Genomic DNA, 18060 nt, shown 5'->3' on the forward strand with positions numbered 1-18060 from the left:
GCGGAACTGAAAAACGGGAAATCCGCTAAGCCGAGGTATCGACCGCTGTCGCGTCCGAGTTCGAGATCAACTGGTCGAACTGATCGTTCAGGAACTGCACCAATCCTTCGGACGGAATTCGTTGGATAACTTCTTCCGTGCGGGGTTGGAGGATTTCCAGGAACACGGTTTCGTTCTCAGCATCGAAACCGACACGGGTTCGCAACCCGTTGAGTTCGAGGTCCTGCAAGGACGCCACGGCGCCTTCCCGACCATTGCCGCCTTGCCGGCGCAGGGCGTCATCGTCGCGGACATTGGTTTCCGACGGCGATACGGCTGCTGTGACCACATTGTTCGGCGTTGCCTGCAATGTCGGCACGGCACCGGCTTCGGCGGCCGGGTTCGGCGGGGTGTTCGATTGCTGCTGCTGCGGCAACGGAACAGGGTTTGTATTAAGGGAAACTTCCATTTTTGCCTCCGGAAAGCTTCTGCCATACTCCGTGATAAAGGGCATGTCCGGTAAAAACCGCCAAAGCCCTCAATCCATGGTGTTTTCCGTTATCACCGGTTCGCCGAAAGGGCGAACGGAAGGTATTCTACCGGGAAAACGTACCACATCTGCTTATAAAATAGCTCATAAGGGCCGGAAATTCAAGGATTCATGATGACAGCAGGATTCTTTCGGTAACCACGCTATCCGGGATATCCTGGCCAATCCGGATTTGGTGCGTTAGCGTTTGCTGGCGGGACGAGTTTTCGACCGCATCTTAACGGAGTGGAACGTTTAAGGACTGATATGGCGTATACGCCGGCTAACGAAAATTCGCTCCACGCCAGGGAACGGATGGAAGATGGAGCGCCTCAGATGAGCAACGACCAAAGTTCGGATGCCGGTAGTGGTCCGACACCCACCGGCGACGGGCCGTCACAGGCGCCGGAAAACGACGTGGCGCAAGGCCGTCGAGATACCATCGTTCGATTGATGGAAGCGATCCAGGCAAGCGAAAAGCAAGGCGTGCCCAGCCGGGTCGTGCATGAATCCCTGTTGGCCCTGTCGGTAAGTGTGTTCGTCGGTTTGCTCGGCCGCGAAGGTGCGGCGCTGCTGGTGGAACGCCTGCCGGACAAAATCCGCAACGGCGAATTTGGCGAGGGCATCGATCCTTCCGCTGGATAACCGAAGGTGCCTGCGGCACGGACTTGCATTCCAACTGATCCTGAAAACGATTAGGCCCGATTGCCTGCCCCGCATATCGCGGTATCATCGGCCTTAAAGACCCGGCTGAATTCCTTCAATACCGGGCGTCTAGGGACGAACGCATGGCAAGTGGACTTGGCCGAATTTCCGCCGCGGGCCTTTTCAATGGCGCTGCGCGGCCCGTCAAGGCGACGGCGGCGCTTGTGCTGGTTCTGGTCTGCGTCACCGGGGCGGTTATGTGGCAGACGGCTTATTGGGTCCGCCAGGTAACCTTGGACGAGATCGGGGAACAAAGCCGCACAACCTTGAACCTGATCGTTGAAAACCTGCGGGGCGATTTGGGGAAGTATCGCTATCTGCCGCAGGTTCTTGCCGTCAATCCGCTGTTCCCTTCTGTTCTGACCGGTGACCGGGGGCCAGGGGCCATTGAGGCCGCTAACCTTGAACTTGAGCGGATCAACGCGATTTCCGGCGCCTTGGACACGTATCTGATGGACGATTCCGGACTGACCATTGCGGCGAGTAATTGGGCTGCGGAAAAACCGTTCATTGGGAAGAACTTTTCGTATCGTCCCTATTTCCGGTCCGCCATGCATGGCAGTTTGGGTCGTTACTTCGCACTCGGCACCACGTCGGGCGAACGCGGCTATTATTTCGCCTATCCCGTCCGCGACGGTGAACGGGTCGTCGGCGCTGTTGTCGTAAAGCTCGATATCGGGCGGCATGAACGCAGTTGGCGAAGCGGCGAAAACGAGATTTTGGTCGTTGACGACCAAGGCGTGATTTTCCTCAGCAGCAATCCCGATTGGCGATTCAAGGCGCTCCATCCCTTGTCGGATGAAGCCCGCCAATCTGTGGAGGGTGTGCGCCGATATGTCGGCCAGGACCTGTCGCCGCTCGGCTTCAAAAAAGAAGGCGCGGCCGGTGGCAGCGGAACGCCGGTGTCGGTCACCCTGCCGGCGGGACGGGGGAGGAAGGACAAACAGGACTTCCTGATGCAACAAGTGGCGATGACGGAAGCCGGATGGAACGTGCTGCTGCTGGCGAAGACCGATCTTGTGGCGACCCAGGTCCGGTTCGGACTTGCCGTGGCCGCCATCTGTCTGGCGAGCCTGGCTTTGGCGGCCACCGCGCTCCATCAACGCCGGCGCAGGGTTTCCGAACGGATCGCCATGCAGGAAGAAGCCAATGCGGAACTGGAACTGCGGGTGCGCGACCGGACCAACAAACTGACCGAAGCGAACCTCGAGCTGCAGCGCGAGATCGGCGACAGAAAACGTGCGGAAGAGGAAGCCCAGAAAGCGCAGGCCGGGCTGGTGCAGGCAACGAAGCTGGCCGCTTTGGGGCAATTGTCCGCGGGATTGAGCCATGAGCTGAATCAGCCGCTGGCCGCAATTCGATCCTATGCCGACAATGCCGGGGAATTTCTGGACCGGGATCAGCCGGAGACCGCCAGAAAAAACCTGCGCGGGATCGCGGAATTGACGGAACGGATGGCCCGTATCATCCGAAACCTTCGCACCTATGCGCGGGACGAACCGCTGGAATTGAGGCCGACCTCGTTGCGGCAAGCCATCGATGAAAGCCTCACCTTGCTGCAGGCCCGGGTCGATGGGGAAGCGGCGGCGGTCGATGTGCGAATGGCCGAGGGCGATGTCCTGGTCGTGGCCGGGGTGGTCAGGCTGCAACAGGTTTTCCTCAACCTTCTGTCCAATGCGTTGGACGCGATGCAGGGCAAGGCCGAAAAAACGATTGTTATCGAAATCGAGGGCGGCGCCCGGGATGTTACTGTTCGCATCCGTGATACCGGGCCGGGGATACCCGACGATATGGTGTCCAACGTGTTCGACCCGTTCTTCTCAACGAAGCAAGTCGGGCAGGGGATGGGGCTTGGCCTTTCCATCAGCTTTGGTCTGGTCAACCAGTTCGGAGGATCTATCGAGGCCGCCAATGCCCCGGAAGGTGGCGCCGTCTTCACGATCCGGTTGCGACGCGCGGCACAATCGGTCGGAGCGGTGGCATGACCGGCCCGGTTATTCTTGTGGATGATGAAGACCATTTGCGCACCGCTTGCGCGCAGGCCTTGGAACTCGCCGGCATTGAGGTTGAAGCGTTCGCTTCCGCCGACGGCGTCGATTTGAAAATCGGCAACGCCTGGCCCGGGGTCCTTGTGACAGATATCAAGATGCCGGGAACCAGCGGATTGGACTTGATGTCACACGTGCTTGCCGCGGATCCGGATCTACCGGTGGTGTTGATCACGGGCCACGGCGATGTCCCGATGGCGGTTCAAGCCATGCGCGATGGTGCCTATGATTTCCTGGAAAAACCCTTTCCGTCCGACATGTTGGTCGACGCGGTGCGTCGGGCGCTGGAGAAGCGGTCCCTGGTTTTGGAGAACAGGCGGCTGCGGACGGCGATGGGGGAAGCATCAGCGCTTGAGCAGCGATTGCTGGGCAGGACGTCCGACATGGTGCGCCTGCGGGAGCGCATTGCCGACTATGCGGCGACGGATGCGGATGTGCTGATTATAGGCGAAACCGGCGCCGGCAAGGAAATGGTCGCGCGCAGCCTGCATGAGGCGAGCGCGCGTAGAAGCAATCGCTTCGTTGCCATCAATTGCGGCGCGCTTCCTGAAAGCCTGATCGAGAGTGAGTTGTTCGGGCATCAGCCCGGCGCCTTCACCGGTGCGGCCAAGAAGCGGGTTGGGCGGATCGAGCATGCCAATGGCGGAACGCTGTTCCTGGATGAGATCGAAAGCATGCCGATGGATCTGCAGATCAAGCTGTTGCGCGTGCTGCAGGACCGCGCCATCGTGCCGCTGGGCGGGAATGACGAGGTGCCGGTCGACGTCCGTGTTCTGGCGGCGACCAAGGCGGATTTGCGCGTGCTGTCCGACCAAGGACAGTTTCGAGAAGATTTGTTCTATCGCCTCGATGTTCTCACGGTGGCGATCCCGCCGCTGCGCGACCGCAAGAACGATGTCCCCCTCTTGTTCCAGCATTTCGTCAATCTGGCGTGCGACAAGTACAAAAAAGTGCCGGTCGATGTGCCTCCGCCGGTTTTGGCCGCTCTGCAGCGACATGATTGGCCGGGGAATGTCCGCGAGTTGCAGAATGCGGCCATGCGGTTCGCGCTTGGCGCGGGGCTTGGTGCGCTCAACACGGATACAGTCGACACGGATAGCGAAGGCGGCGGACCGGCAGGACCAAGCCCCAGCCTGACCGAACAGATGGAGACGATGGAAAAGCATCTGATCCAGAACGCCCTTCATGCGCATGGAAACAGCATGAAGGAAACTTACGAGGCCCTGGGCGTGTCTCGAAAGACGCTCTACGACAAGATGCGGAAATACGGCATCAAAGTCGATCGGAGTACCAGCAGCGACTAATATAATTTCGCCGGCGCGTGTGGAATGGGTAGCATGCTACACATGAATTGCGGATTTTGGGTCGAATTCCACCCATCTTGGTTAGCACAAGACGATCTCAGTCTTCTTGGTTTTGGATTTTTTATAAATTAAAAACAATAAGTTATCGGATTCTTCAGAGATATATCAGGTCGCGGCATGCAAGTGGTACATGCATTGCGCTGTAAGGGGGGCACAAACCGGTCCGCAGAGAGCCGGGCTGGTGGAAAATCCAATCTCGGGAGAGAAACTGATGCGTAAACTCATCGCGGCAGCGGCCGTGGGTACGGCCCTTCTTGCCACTACCGTCTCAACCCAGGCGCTGGCCGCCTGCGAAGACGGCGAAATCAAAATCAAATTCAGCCACGTCACCAACACGGACAAGCACCCGAAAGGGATCGCAGCGACCCTGTTGGAGAAGCGCGTGAACGAGGAAATGAACGGCAAGGCCTGTATGGAGGTCTTCCCGAACTCGACCCTTTATGACGACAACAAGGTCCTCGAAGCGATGCTGAACGGCGATGTCCAAATGGCCGCGCCGTCGCTGTCCAAGTTTGAAAAATTCACGAAGAAGTTCCGGGTCTTCGACCTGCCGTTCATTTTCGAGAACATCGAGTCCGTCGACCGGTTCCAGAATTCCGAAACCGGCGAAGCGCTGAAGAACGCGATGCGCCGCAAGGGACTGAAAGGTCTCGCCTTCTGGCATAACGGTATGAAGCAGTTGTCGGCCAACAAGCCGCTGTTGGTTCCGGCCGACGCGGAAGGCTTGAAATTCCGCGTTCAGGCATCCGATGTGTTGGTCGCGCAGTTCGAACAGCTTGGCGCCAATCCGCAAAAGATGTCCTTCAAGGAAGTCTATGGCGGGCTGCAAACCAAGGTTATCGATGGTCAGGAAAACACCTGGTCCAACATCTACGGCAAGAAGTTCTTCGAAGTGCAGGACGGCACGACGGAAACGAACCACGGTGTTATCGACTATTTGGTCGTGACCTCCACTGAATGGTGGGATGGCCTGCCCGACGATGTGCGGACGCAACTGGCGACGATCCTGAAGGAAGTGACCGAAGCGCGAAACGCCGAGTCCTTCAAGGTGAACCAGGAAAATAAGGCCAAGATCATCGAAGCCGGCGGCGTCGTTCGGACCTTGACGGCCGATCAGCGCAAGCAGTGGGTCTCCGCCCTGAAGCCCGTCTGGGACAAGTTCACGGACGACATCGGTGAAGACGTCATCAGCGCGGCCGAAGCTTCCAACGCCAGCAACTGATCCGTCTTGGGCTCGTGCCGCCGGCCGGAATATCCGGCCGGTCGGACCGGGCCGGACACCGCGCAGACCTCCCGGCGTCGGCAGCAGACCGTCGCCGGGGGCGGTGCGCCAATAACATCGCATGAATCCGCGGCAGCGAAACGACCCGGGTTCTGTGGGGGAGGAAACCATGAGCGATCGACAACAATCGACATTCGGTCAGCGCATTGACGCAATCGAGGAGACCATCATAGCGGTTCTTCTCGGCCTGATGACGCTGCTGACCTTTTGTAACGTCATTGCCCGGTATCTGTTCAACAGCAACATCCTATGGGCGCTGGAAGTGACCGTCTTCCTTTTCGCCTGGCTCGTGCTGATCGGCGTTTCTTATTGCGTGAAGAAGAACCTTCACCTGGGCGTCGACGTTCTGGTCGGCATGGTTCCGCAGCCGACGCGGCGTTTCGTGACGCTCGCCGCCGCCCTGATCTGCCTGGTGTTCAGTCTGCTGCTTCTGAAGGGCAGCTGGGACTATTGGTATCCCTTCGCGACAACCCGCGCCTTCCTGGAAACGGAAGACGTACCCATGCCGGAATTCCTGCAATTTCTGGCCGATGTCCTGAACGAGGGCGAGCGGTATGAAAAGATGCCGCGTTTCATTCCTTATTTCGCGCTCCCGTTGGGTATGGCCCTGCTGACCTGGCGTTTCGTACAGGCGACATGGCGGATCCTGATGGGCGACACGAGCCTGATCATCGCCAGCCATGAAGTGGAGGACGCGGATATCGACGCCGCCGCCTCTGCCAACAAGGAGGGCTGAGTCATGGAAGTCATCCTTCTCTTCGCGCTTGTCATCACGCTGCTCTTCCTGGGTGTGCCGATTGCGATCGGCCTCGGTATGGCCAGCGTCATTTTCCTGCTGGCCTTTTCCGACGGCTCGTTGGCATCGGTCGCGCAGACCCTGTTTTCGGCGTTTCACGGGCATTACACATTGCTCGCCATTCCGTTCTTCATCTTGGCTTCGACCTTCATGTCGACCGGCGGTGTGGCGCGGCGGATCATCCGCTTCGCGATTGCGCTTGTCGGGCATATGCAGGGCGGGTTGGCGATCGCCTCGGTCGTTGCCTGCATGATGTTCGCCGCCCTGTCGGGGTCGTCGCCTGCGACGGTCGTCGCGGTCGGCAGCATCGTCATCGCCGGGATGCGTCAGGTCGGGTATACGAAGGAATTCGCCGCGGGCGTCATCTGCAACGCCGGTACGCTCGGCATCCTCATTCCGCCGTCCATCGTCATGGTGGTCTATGCAGCGGCGACCGACGTGTCTGTCGGCCGTATGTTCCTTGGCGGCGTCATCCCCGGTCTCATCGCCGGTCTGATGCTGATGGCGGGTATCTACATTACCGCGAGATGGAAAGGGTTGCCGGCGCAGGATTGGGCCGGTTGGGGAGAGGTCGTAGGCTCGGCCCGCGACGCCATATGGGGCTTGATGCTGATCGTCATCATCCTGGGTGGCATTTATGGAGGTGTCTTTACGCCGACTGAGGCGGCGGCTGTTTCGGCTGTCTATGCCTTCATCATCGCTAATTTCGTCTATCGGGACATGGGGCCGTTCAGCGCGGGCGGCCGCCGGGACGGGGCGATGGTGGTGCGGGTTTTGTCCATCTTCTGGCATCCCGACACCAAAAAGGCCCTGTTCGAAGCGGGCAAGCTTACGATCATGCTGATGTTCATCATCGCCAATGCGCTGATCCTGAAGCATGTGCTGACCGAGGAGCGGATACCCCAAATGATCACGGAAGCCATGTTGAGCGCCGGTTTTGGGCCGATCCTGTTCCTGGTCGTTGTGAACGTCATCCTGCTGATCGGCGGCCAGTTCATGGAACCGTCGGGCCTGTTGGTGATCGTTGCCCCGCTCGTCTTCCCGATCGCGATCGAACTCGGCATCGATCCCATCCATCTCGGCATCATGATGGTGGTGAACATGGAAATCGGCATGATCACACCGCCAGTGGGGCTGAACCTGTTCGTAACGGCAGGGGTTGCGCAGATGTCGGTAATGCAGGTCGTCAGGGCGGCTTTGCCCTTTGTCGGCATCATGTTCGTCTTCCTGATCCTGGTGACCTATGTGCCGTGGATTTCGACATTCCTGCCGACCGCGATGATGGGGCCGGAGATCATAACCCGCTGATCCGATTCCGTTATGACCGAGTGTTGGTGCGGCGGCGCGGGCGAAAAAACCCGCGCCGCTTCCCGTTTATAGACAAAATTCACTCGAAATTTCTCACCGAAGTCCAAATTGAAAGGGAATCTGGCAAAGAATCTGCATTCCTGAACCGAATATCGCCCTGGATCTTGCACAAGGCCGGATCGCCCCCATAGTCTAGGGGCAGGCGTTCGATGAAAAACCGCTCCACATGGGGCGATGCCACGGATCGTAGAAGGACAATCCAGCCATGCCACTTCGCATCAAGCTTCCCTCGAAGGAAAAAATCATCATCAACGGTGCGGTCATCGAGAACGGTGGCGAGGCAACGACCATCATCCTGCACAACCGCGTCGACATTCTGCGCCGCAAGGAAGTGATGAGCGAGAACGAAGCGACGTCGCCGGCGCGTCGTGTGTATTACGCACTGCAATGCGCCTATCTGTTCGACACCGACCGGGCGCAGTATTTGGATCTGTATCGTGAATTTGAGCAGGACTACATGCAGGCCGCGCCAAGCGCCGGTGAGATTCTGTCTGAAATCCGCACCTTGGTCGCGGCCGAGCGCTATTACGACGCGCTTCGCAAAACCCAGGAACTGATCGACCATGAAGGCGAACGCCTTGAATCGGTCGGTGCAACGACGAGCTGATGGTAGGACTTAGGGTCGGCCCTTAATTTTCCAGGCCTTTACTTTCCGGCCCTCACCTCTCCGGCCCTCAACTCTCCGGCACGAAATCAGGATCCAAGGGCGTATAGATGCCGTCGAAGCATCTGAAGCGCTTTATGATTTCTCCCGCGGGCATGTCGCGCGGGATCCTCCTCATGGCATCGTATTGCGCTTTTGTGGTCTTGCGCGCTGTCCAGATCTCTCCAGAGGGCGGAATGTCTTCATCCACCCGCAACAAGGCGGGCAATTTCGCCAAGGCCAGTTTTGCCAGGCGCTGGTAAGACTCCTTAACCACATCTATCAGCACCGCATTTTCCATGACCGGAAACCTGTCGACGCCGATGATCGGTCCCTCGTCGACCCTGTCGGTCATGTAGTGTGCCGTTACGCCATAACTTCTGGCGCCATCATACAGGGCGAAACCTGTCGGACGGTATCCGGGATATTCCGGCGGTCCCGGGTGGAAGTTGACGGCATTGTAGTCCAAGTGCGCAAGGATCGACGGCGGCACGATGATGCTGGTGCTGAAAGCGAACAGTCTGGTTTGCGGGCGCGGGCCTGGAACGGCCTCTCTCAAGGCGTCGAGGCTGTCGACATGGACGGTCGAAATCGAAGGCGCCAGCTTGGCGGCGAAATCTTTGAAAAAATCCGCCTCCATCTGTTTCATCAACAGAAGCAGAGTCGGGGAGGGGTTCGCTGGAGCGTCCGACACCGGAAAATGCCGGATATCAGGTTTCGGTGGAGGTCACGCTTCCGCGTGTGGTGCTCGTCGGCTGCGGGGACGCCGCTTCCTGAACCGATAGTAGGCTTGGGGAGCTGCTCCGCGCCGTTTCCGATGCGTTTTCGGAAGCCTGGTCCTGCGCATTGCCGGTCCCACTATCGGCAGGTGCCGGTTGTTGCTGCCCTTCTTCGCCGTCCGCCGGGTTGCCGAGCAGGCCGGCCCCGATTTGGCGGTCGATATTGATCAGCACATCCAATTTATGGACGTCTGCCGGCGTTGCGATGAGCTCCGCCGAACGCCGGTCGATAAAGCGGCTGAGATTGAGCAGGTTTTCGCGAACTTCCTGCGGGAGGGGGCATTCCGGATCGACGAGAGATGACTGGATGATGGTCCATATTCGCCAGTTGACTCGGACGGCCGCCAGAATGGCGTTTGAATCGTCGGGATTGCGCTTCGCCGATTCAAGGCGGCGCGCCGTTTCGACAAGTGCCCAGCCCTCAGCGGCTTGCGGTGCGGCATTTTCCAGCTGCGACCGTTGCTGCGAAGCATAGGGATTACTCATCAGAGACCTCGTCCCGCGGCCGAAGCCGCTGTTGCGGTGGTTGATATCGTACGACTAAGCAAATCGTCTGTTCGTCCGTGGGCCTTAGCCGTTCGATGATACACGAAGGAGCCGAATACCGCAGGCCCCTTCGAGGCGTTGTTGCGTAAGGGACTGAAACCCCTGAATATTCTACAGTAACAGTCTAAGTCTACAGGAAACTTTGTAAATATCACGTTAACCTGTTCATGGTTTCCGGCAAGTCTCTGTTCCTGATTTCCGCTCATTTTAAGATCAGATCCAAAACTAGAGGAAATTTACCAAAGACAATTGGCGTCGGGTTGAAATCACCGTGAAGGACGCTTGGACCTGTGCGGAAAGCGCGGATATTTCAGCCGCGGCCGTCGCATCATCCACCAGCTTGATGTCATCGAGTGCGATCTTGCTGATGTTGATGAAGTTTTCGTGGTTTTCCTTCTGGTCTTGGATCCGGGCCAGGTTCAGGCCGTTCGTAGCCTGCAACTGACGGATTTGATCGCGCGCGTTCTGAGCTGCGGTGGATGCCTCTGCCAGGAATTGTTCCCGCTGAGCCTCGGTCAATCCGGCCTGAGCTGATGAACGGAGGCGCACGATGGACTCGATCAGGTTCTGAAAGGCCGGTTCGGTTGCCGTAATCCCATAGGTCAGCAGGGCGTCGTCCGCCACGGTCAGGCTGACCTTCTCGTAAGATCTGGCATCCTGCGTGTTCGGGCCCTGGGTATGATAGGACACCGCGGTGTTGGCGCCGCCGCTGTCGACGATGAAAGTTGGGATGTCGTTTGCCGTTTCTACCGCATTGGCGACGCCCAAATCATTGGTCGTATAAACCGGTAAGGCGCGCAAGTTGGCTACCGGGGCGGTGTCGAAGCGGGTTCCGGCAAACAGGAAGCGATCGCCGATCTCAAGGTTCAGGTTCGCGTCGACTTCGATCAGCAGGTTGGTTGCCAGTGTTTCGGTCGTGCTTGTGAAGTTGGGGTCCTGGGTCGACAGGGGTTCCGATGCCTTGATGATGTCATCAATGATTTCGCCCAAGCGTTCCAGCGTGGCGTCATAGGACTGCAGATTCAATTCGGACAGCCCAAGGGAATTCACATACCCTTCGCGCCGATCGATTTCCGACTGAAGGTCCAGAATTCGGGGGGCCTTCGTACCGTAGTTCTTCAACTCCTGGAACTTTTCGCCGGTTGAGACCTGAAAGTTCAAACGGTCGAAATTCAGGTTCTGTCGCCGGATCAGAAAAAGATCCGCCTGCAAGGAGCCGAATGTGCTGACCCGTGTAACCATGGTTGAAATTTGACCTTTCTGTCGAAGTCGCCGCCAAATTCTATGCGACGCACAATTCCATGGATGGTTAAAGCAATCGCCATGCCATCCCGATTTTCAAATCATGCGGGCAGCGGCCGGGTGCGCGGTATCTGGCGGTGCAGAGGTTGCCTGCATGCACTTTCCGTCTGGGAAAATGATTCCCAGTCGTGCCGTACGGCGAAGACTTGAAAGTATCTAACTATATGAAATAAATGTAAAAAGATGGATTTCAGGAAGATCGGCAATTTTCTCTTGACTCGAAAAGTACATTCCGGCTAGCTAATCAACGCTTCAGAAGGAAGCTCCCGGACAGAAGTCCGGATACATATCGATCCAGAAAGGATTTGTACTATGGCTGATATCGCTCTTACAGCGGCGCAACGCTCGTCGCTGCTTTCCCTGCAACAAACTCAGACTCTCAGCGATCGCACGCAGACCCGTCTTACCACCGGTAAGGCGGTCAACAGTGTTGTCGATGACGCGGTCAACTTCTTCCGGGCCCAGGCGCTGTCCGATCGTGGCAGTGACTTTGCTCTGCGCCGGGATGAAATCGACCAGGGGATTAGCTCCCTCAGTACTGCGTTGCAGGCGGTTGAGGCGACCGATAACCTCCTCAGCCAGCTTCAAGGTATCGTGGAAGCGGCGCGTTCCCAGTCCACTGCGGAACGTCAGTCGGCAACCACGCAGTTCATTGAAGTTGGTAAGCAGATTTCCGAGTTGATCGAGGATGCGTCCTTTGCCGGCTTGAACCTGCTGAACTCCACAAACTCCACCTTGGACGTTTCGTTCGGTATTCGTACGTCGTCCCGGTTGCAGGTTAATGGGTTCAACCTGAACGCCACTGCCGCGAGCGCGACGAACGGCAGTATCTTCACGGTTAACGCGTTCACGAGTAACAACTCTACCTTCACGATCTCCAACTTTGGCGTTTCGTCCGGGTCGTTCACCTCCTTCGGGGCGGATAACTCGAACGTTTCCTTCGCCACGACGGCGGTGCAGCGCATCGCGACCGGTATTTCCAACCTTCGTGCCCGTGGCGCGTCGTTGGGTGCCAACGTCGCTATCCTGCAGACCCGTCTGGACTTCACCGACGCCTACGTGAACGAGTTGCAGGTCGGTTCCGACAAGTTGACCTTGGCGGATCTGAACGAAGAAGGCGCGAACCTGGTGGCGTTGCAGACCCGGCAGCAGTTGGGGATTCAGTCCCTGGCGATCTCCGGTCAGCAGCAGCAGTCCATCCTTGCGCTTCTGAACTAAGGACTAGCGTATCAATCGATCGATCTCTCCTTTCTCTCTCTCGATCGTATCGATCTCCTGAAGGGCCCCGTTCGCGGGGCCCTTTTTCTTTTCGGCCGCTGAGGTCTTTTCAGCCGCTGCGTTCTTTCCGAACGTTGGACCGTTCTTCCTCGCGGCTTGGCCATTGCCGTGGCGGAGGAGGGAGCCCTTGGAAATGCGCTGTTTTCCAAGGGTGCCGATTCTTGCCGACCTGGCATTCTCACATGATGGGATGAATCTGCCGCAGGCCCGGAATCCTGCCGTTTCTGTTCCCCTCCGCAGTCTCTCAAAATGACGATAATTCAACGATTTCAATTCGTTGCCAAATTTTGGCACGGAAATTGATGTGTAGTCGCAGATTTGTCGCGCCGTGGCGCAGGTCGCCTTTCAGCCCGACGACGGATCGAGAGAACGATTGAGAGAGAAGGAGCGGCGGAGAATCCGTCAGCCAGAAAGGTAGAGAGATCATGACTAACGATATCGCGCTTACAGCCGCCCAACGGTCGTCGCTGCTGTCTCTTCAGCGAACGCAGGTATTGAGCGACCGAACGCAGACACGCCTGTCGACAGGGCGGAAGATCAACGAAGTTGTTGACGATGCCGTGAACTTCTTCCGAGCCCGGACATTGTCGGACCGCGCCAGCGATTTTCAACTGCGCAAGGACGATATCGACCAAGGGATCAGTGCCCTCAACACCGCGCTCGACGCGATTGAGGCCATCGACTCCTTGCTGAACCAGCTCAAAGGTATCGTCGAAGCCTCGCGTTCGCAGTCGACGCAGGAACGTCAGGCCGCAACATCGCAGTTCGTTGAAGTCGGAAAGCAGATTTTCGAACTGGTCGAGGATACGGCCTATCAAGGTCTGAACCTGTTGACCTCGACGAACTCCACACTTGATGTGGCTTTCGGTATCCGGACGTCTTCCCGCCTGCAGGTTCAGGGCCTCAACCTGAATACAACGGCAGCTGATACCCAGTTCGGGATTTTCTCAATCTCGGCATTCACGTCGAACAACTCGACATTCACCTTGTCGAATTTCGGGGTTTCCGCCGGGTCGTTCACGTCCTTCGGCCTGGATAACTCCAGCGTTACGACCGCCACCAACGCAGTGCAGACGCTTGATGCCGGTATCGGCCGGTTGCGCGGTCTCGCTCAGTCTCTTGGGTCGAACGTCGCTATCCTGCAAACCCGTTTGGACTTCACCAAGGAATACGTGAACGAGTTGTCCGTCGGTGCGGACAAGTTGACCTTGGCGGATCTGAACGAAGAAGGCGCAAACCTCGTCGCGCTGCAGACCCGGCAACAGTTGGGTATCCAGTCACTGTCGATTTCCGGTCAGCAACAGCAGGCCATCCTGGCGCTGCTGCAGTAAGGTTGAAACCGTTTGCCGGTGGTGCGCGAGGGTATCGCGCATCCCGGCTGCGGTCCGTTCGGTCGCGTCACGTCTTGGCGCGGCTATCGATCAGCCAGGCATCGTTTGTTCCCCCTGGAATCAAGATAAGTATAGCAACACCGGGTGGGTGTTGTGCTAATTTTGCCCGTTGAACCGCTTACGGAAGGGCGTTTGTGCATGTCGGGAAATCGCGAAAAGGCCAAAGACCTTTTGGCGACCGCGCTTGCTTCCCTGGAAGCGAGCAAAGCGGAAGATGCGGTGGATGCCACCGGGGAGGCGATCAAGCTCGCGCCCGGATACGCCGCGGCGATCCATGTTCTGGGATTGACCGCGCTGCAAATGGACTCGGCGCTGCGGGCGGAGGAACTGTTCCGCATCGCCCATGATACAGCGCCCGATATTCGCGAACATTGTGAGGCCCTGGCGATCGTCAGCGCTAAATTGGGCCGGCTCAATGATGCGCTGTTCTATGGAAAATTGTCGCCTTCCTTGCCGCATAGCGCCGATTTTCCAGGGCTGCTGCCGGCCTGGCTCGGGACTTATGAAGATGCCATGCGGTCGATGGACCGAAGCGACAGGGTCGATGCCGGGTTGAGCCTGATGCGTGAGGGCCGCTATATCGAAGCGGTGGAAGACCTGCGCGTCGGGGTCGAGACGAAGACCACCGACGATAGAGGGTGGCGCGCCCTTCGTGATTGCCTTGTCATGATGGATCAGCCCTATGAGGCGTTGCTGGCCGGCCAGGCCCTGGCGTCGATCCGGAAATCCAGTTTCGAGGACATGTCGGCCGTCGCGGAAATTCTGACCCATATCGGCCGGTTCGACGAGGCCCAGTCCTGCCATATCAAGGCGGTTCAGGAATTGCCGCATTCCGCCGCGGTGCGGTCCGCTCTGATACGGGATCTTCATGTTCTGCCCGATATCGACCCGGAAGATATCCGGAAGTCAGAGCGGCTATGGGAAATCAGTTTCAAACCGGACTCCGAACATCTGTTGCCAAGGGAAAAGCCACTTGAAGACGGTGTCCTGCGGGTTGGGATACTCAGTGGCCGTATGCGCGGCTTGCAGGGGATGGAGGCAATTTGGCCTGCCTTCGCGGCGCATGGCAGGGCCGATGTCAAAGCCCATGTCTATAGCAACAACATCACCGACGATGCTCTGACGCGTAAAATTCGCGGCGAAGTCGCCGGTTGGACCGATATCAATCGTGTCGACGATGCAACCGCTGCCCGAATCATTCGGAACGACCGGATAGATGTCCTGATCGATTTGGATGGTCATGGCGCGACCGGGCGCATGGGGATTGCGGGCGCGCGGCCGGCGCCGCTTGTTCTTTCCTGGTTTGGGCTTGTCGACCCCGATGCGGTCATTCACGACGGGACGATCAATGGCGAGGGCATTCTTCTGAAGACAGGCGCGCGGGTGGCCTGCAGTCCCTTCTGTTTCCCGTCGGACGTGGTCTTGCCGCCGGTATCTGCAGGGTTGCCCTGGATGCCGATCCGCGCTGGAATTTCCTGCCCGCCGCGGAAGCTCACCGACGAATTCATTGCCGTGCTGGTCCGGCTCTGCGCCGCGAATCCGACCTTGCGGATCGTGCTGAACCCCGTCGCCGTCGGCGGCGGACCCGGCTTGGATGCAATTGAACCAAAATTGGACAAGGCTGGCATCCTCGACCGGCTGGACTATAGCGAGCCGACGGAAAACTCCGCCAAAACCATCGATAATTTTACGGCCAATGTGGACTTCGTGCTCGACCCGGGGCCCGACGGCGACCTGCAACTTGCCTGGGAGACACTGACCGCATCCTGTCCGATACTCATTCGCGCGGATGGCCATCCGAGCAATCATGCGGCCTCGGCGCTGCTTCGCCAAACGGGCCTTGCTGAGATGGCAGTGGCCGATTTCGAGGCGATGCTTGCCCGTGCCTCGGACTGGATTTCCAGTGCCGAAAAAATGAATACAGTGAAAGAGGAAATGAACCGAAAAATCGGTGACGCCTTTTTGCTGTCCAAATCCAATGAGGCGTCGATGGGCTTCGTCGATGCATTGAGGAAAGCTGCCGCGACACGTGTGTAACAGGTGTTAGCATTTTGAAATAAATAGAATAATTAAGGCATGAGGATATGGCCGAAGGACTCTTTGAACGGAATTTGGAGGCGATGCGGAACTATCAACCGCATCTGGCGCCGCGTTTCGACGGTGTCGTTCAGCCTTATTCCAGAGTTGTCGGAAATGCGGAAGAGGGAACCCTCAACATCGACTTAGGCCATTCGGTTCTCTATGACGGCGATGCGGTTACGTCCACGACAAAACAAGTCGAAGCGTATAAGTCTGTCCAGTATCAGCGGATATTGCAGGGATGGCCCGGTGAGCCGGAAGATCACGATCGGGTGGCCGAACGTTTGGTGCGGGCCGGTGTGGGCTATCTACAGGGCCGGGATGTCATGGGACGTGATCATGAGGTGGACCCGGACGGCGGTTATCTGATCGTGTTCGGGTTGGGGCTCGGCCTCCACCTTGAACCCTTGATAGATCGTCTGGATGTCCGCTCCGTCATCGTGGTGGAACAGTTCGACGAGTTCGTCTTTCATGCAATGCACCAGGTCGAATTGGCGCCGCTGTTCGAGAAGATCCACCGGCGCAACGGTTTGTTGAACTTCGTCATTCACGATACGCCGGAAGTCATCGCGAATTTTTTGTTCTATATGATGCGGCAGGATTCCTTCGGCTTGATCGACGGGTCCTATATCTACGACCACTATCCGTCATTCGTTTTGGCCGAAGCCAAGAAACGCTTTCTGGATCGTCTTCCCCTGCTGTCGTCCAATCCCGGGTTTTTCGAAGACGAGCAGGTGATGATCCGAAACTATGTCGGCAATGTCACCAGCCAGGACGCGCTGGTCTATGCGGACAAGCCCCGTGTGGCAAAGCGAACGCCGGTGATCGTCTGCGGATCGGGACCGTCGATCGACGACGGAGCGGAATTCGTCCGGAAACACAAGGACGATGCCGTGGTGATCAGTTGTGGAACCGGCCTCGGCGCACTGCTGGGCCATGGTATTTATCCCGACTACCATGTTGAAATTGAAAACACGCCCGGCCCGGTTGAGATCATCAAATCCTTGGCCGAAACCTACGACCTGTCGCGGATCAGTCTTATCGCCAGCAACACGGTAAGGCCGGAACTGGCAGCTTGTTTCGGTAAGCGCATGTTGTTTTTCCGGGATTCCGTTTGTTCCTCGAAGCTGTTCGGTCAACGGTTCGGGGAAATCTACTACGCCGCACCCACGGTCGCGAACACGGCGGCACGAATTGCGCTCGGCATGGGGTTCCGTGATTTGTATCTCGTCGGTGTCGATTTGGGATCGCGCGATGCGGAAATGCATCATGGCCGGCATTCCGTCTATGTCGCCGATGAAGCGTTTCTTGCGACCCATCCCGAACATCTGAACGCAACGAAATATACGATTTCCGCACCCGGAAATTTCGGTGGCACGGTCCAAACCAACCATAGTTTCCTGTATGCAAGCGTCAGCTTCTCCGGCTTGATCGCCCGCTACAAGAATGCGGAGGTTCGGAACCTTAGTGACGGTATCCGCATTCCAGGTGCCATACCTTGCCTTCCGCAAAGCGCTGTTCTTGAAGGGGATATTTCACGCAAGAGCCGTGAATTGGAACGGCTGCGTGGCGAATTCGATGCCGCAGAGCGGCGGGAGATGGCGCCGCCGGAGAAATTGGCGATTTTGGCGGAATCGCTGGATCAGTTTTATCAGTCATTCGAGTCGGTTTTGGAGGCCGCCCCGGCCGAATCCTTGGACCTGCGGCAGTTGTATGATTCGTTCAAGGCGCTGCTCGAGGACAGTGCCGCGCCCGATGTGGATGTTTGCATTCAGCGCATGCATGTGGGGACGATGATGGTCTGCTTCACCTTTCTGTATCGCGCCTACCGCCGCATGGATGAGGCCGAGCGCGCCCCGTTTTTTGAGTTCTTCCGCAGTACGATGTTGGAACTTCTGGGGGAAATGCGGCAAAGCAGCGCTGCGCTGGCGGCCGACCTGCATGCCAAGGCGGCGGCTGCCGCATGACGCG

General features: G+C 57.9%; 15 protein-coding genes. 11 read left to right on the forward strand and 4 right to left on the reverse strand.

The annotated features are described in order from the left end of the window. Window positions 1-25: 25 nt before the first annotated feature. Window positions 26-448, reverse strand: coding sequence for a hypothetical protein (locus EOI86_RS04410; RefSeq protein ID WP_127763904.1), 423 nt, complete (start codon window positions 446-448; stop codon window positions 26-28). A 396-nt stretch (window positions 449-844) separates the two neighbouring features. Here EOI86_RS04410 and EOI86_RS04415 point away from each other — a divergent pair, with 396 nt between their 5' ends. From EOI86_RS04415 to EOI86_RS04445, 7 genes are all read left to right on the forward strand, one after another. Then, entirely contained in the window at window positions 845-1153 is a 309-nt protein-coding gene (locus EOI86_RS04415) for a hypothetical protein (RefSeq protein ID WP_127763905.1), read from the forward strand. Window positions 1154-1296: 143 nt separating this feature from the next. Then, a complete protein-coding gene (locus EOI86_RS04420) occupies window positions 1297-3198 on the forward strand; it encodes a sensor histidine kinase (protein ID WP_127763906.1) in 1902 nt (633 codons plus the stop codon). Further along, on the forward strand, window positions 3195-4565 hold the full coding sequence (locus tag EOI86_RS04425) for a sigma-54-dependent transcriptional regulator (protein WP_127763907.1): 1371 nt from the start codon (window positions 3195-3197) through the stop codon (window positions 4563-4565). Before EOI86_RS04420 ends, EOI86_RS04425 begins: the two co-directional genes overlap by 4 nt. Window positions 4566-4836: 271 nt before the next feature. Continuing rightward, entirely contained in the window at window positions 4837-5847 is a 1011-nt protein-coding gene (locus tag EOI86_RS04430; protein WP_127763908.1) for a TRAP transporter substrate-binding protein, read from the forward strand. Window positions 5848-6016: 169 nt separating this feature from the next. After that, on the forward strand, window positions 6017-6643 hold the full coding sequence (locus tag EOI86_RS04435; protein WP_127763909.1) for a TRAP transporter small permease: 627 nt from the start codon (window positions 6017-6019) through the stop codon (window positions 6641-6643). Window positions 6644-6646: 3 nt separating this feature from the next. Further along, window positions 6647-8011: a TRAP transporter large permease gene (locus EOI86_RS04440; protein WP_127763910.1), complete on the forward strand. Its 1365-nt coding sequence runs from the start codon at window positions 6647-6649 to the stop codon at window positions 8009-8011. A gap of 265 nt (window positions 8012-8276) precedes the next feature. After that, the gene (locus EOI86_RS04445; protein WP_127763911.1) at window positions 8277-8678 is read left to right on the forward strand and encodes a flagellar biosynthesis repressor FlbT; all 402 of its coding nucleotides are present in this window, start codon (window positions 8277-8279) and stop codon (window positions 8676-8678) included. 67 nt (window positions 8679-8745) lie between these two features. Here the strand turns inward: EOI86_RS04445 and EOI86_RS04450 are convergent, their stop codons facing one another. The 3 genes from EOI86_RS04450 to EOI86_RS04460 form a co-directional block, all read right to left on the reverse strand. Further along, window positions 8746-9408, reverse strand: coding sequence for a formyltransferase family protein (locus tag EOI86_RS04450; RefSeq protein ID WP_240035568.1), 663 nt, complete (start codon window positions 9406-9408; stop codon window positions 8746-8748). A gap of 16 nt (window positions 9409-9424) precedes the next feature. Next, a complete protein-coding gene (locus EOI86_RS04455) occupies window positions 9425-9979 on the reverse strand; it encodes a flagellar biosynthesis regulator FlaF (RefSeq protein ID WP_127763912.1) in 555 nt (184 codons plus the stop codon). Window positions 9980-10264: 285 nt separating this feature from the next. Beyond that, window positions 10265-11281 (reverse strand): flagellin, encoded by a 1017-nt coding sequence (locus EOI86_RS04460; protein ID WP_127763913.1) that lies wholly within the window; start codon window positions 11279-11281, stop codon window positions 10265-10267. 372 nt (window positions 11282-11653) lie between these two features. Here EOI86_RS04460 and EOI86_RS04465 point away from each other — a divergent pair, with 372 nt between their 5' ends. From EOI86_RS04465 to EOI86_RS04480, 4 genes are all read left to right on the forward strand, one after another. Continuing rightward, the gene (locus EOI86_RS04465; RefSeq protein WP_127763914.1) at window positions 11654-12559 is read left to right on the forward strand and encodes a flagellin N-terminal helical domain-containing protein; all 906 of its coding nucleotides are present in this window, start codon (window positions 11654-11656) and stop codon (window positions 12557-12559) included. A gap of 485 nt (window positions 12560-13044) precedes the next feature. Continuing rightward, window positions 13045-13950: a flagellin N-terminal helical domain-containing protein gene (locus tag EOI86_RS04470; RefSeq protein ID WP_127763915.1), complete on the forward strand. Its 906-nt coding sequence runs from the start codon at window positions 13045-13047 to the stop codon at window positions 13948-13950. A gap of 198 nt (window positions 13951-14148) precedes the next feature. Further along, window positions 14149-16047, forward strand: a complete 1899-nt coding sequence (locus tag EOI86_RS04475; RefSeq protein WP_127763916.1) for a tetratricopeptide repeat protein — start codon at window positions 14149-14151, stop codon at window positions 16045-16047. A 47-nt stretch (window positions 16048-16094) separates the two neighbouring features. Further along, a complete protein-coding gene (locus EOI86_RS04480) occupies window positions 16095-18056 on the forward strand; it encodes a motility associated factor glycosyltransferase family protein (protein WP_127763917.1) in 1962 nt (653 codons plus the stop codon). The last annotated feature ends 4 nt before the right edge of the window (window positions 18057-18060 follow it).

The organism is Hwanghaeella grinnelliae (genome assembly GCF_004005845.1).
Taxonomy (GTDB): Bacteria; Pseudomonadota; Alphaproteobacteria; order UBA8366; family Aestuariispiraceae; genus Hwanghaeella; species Hwanghaeella grinnelliae.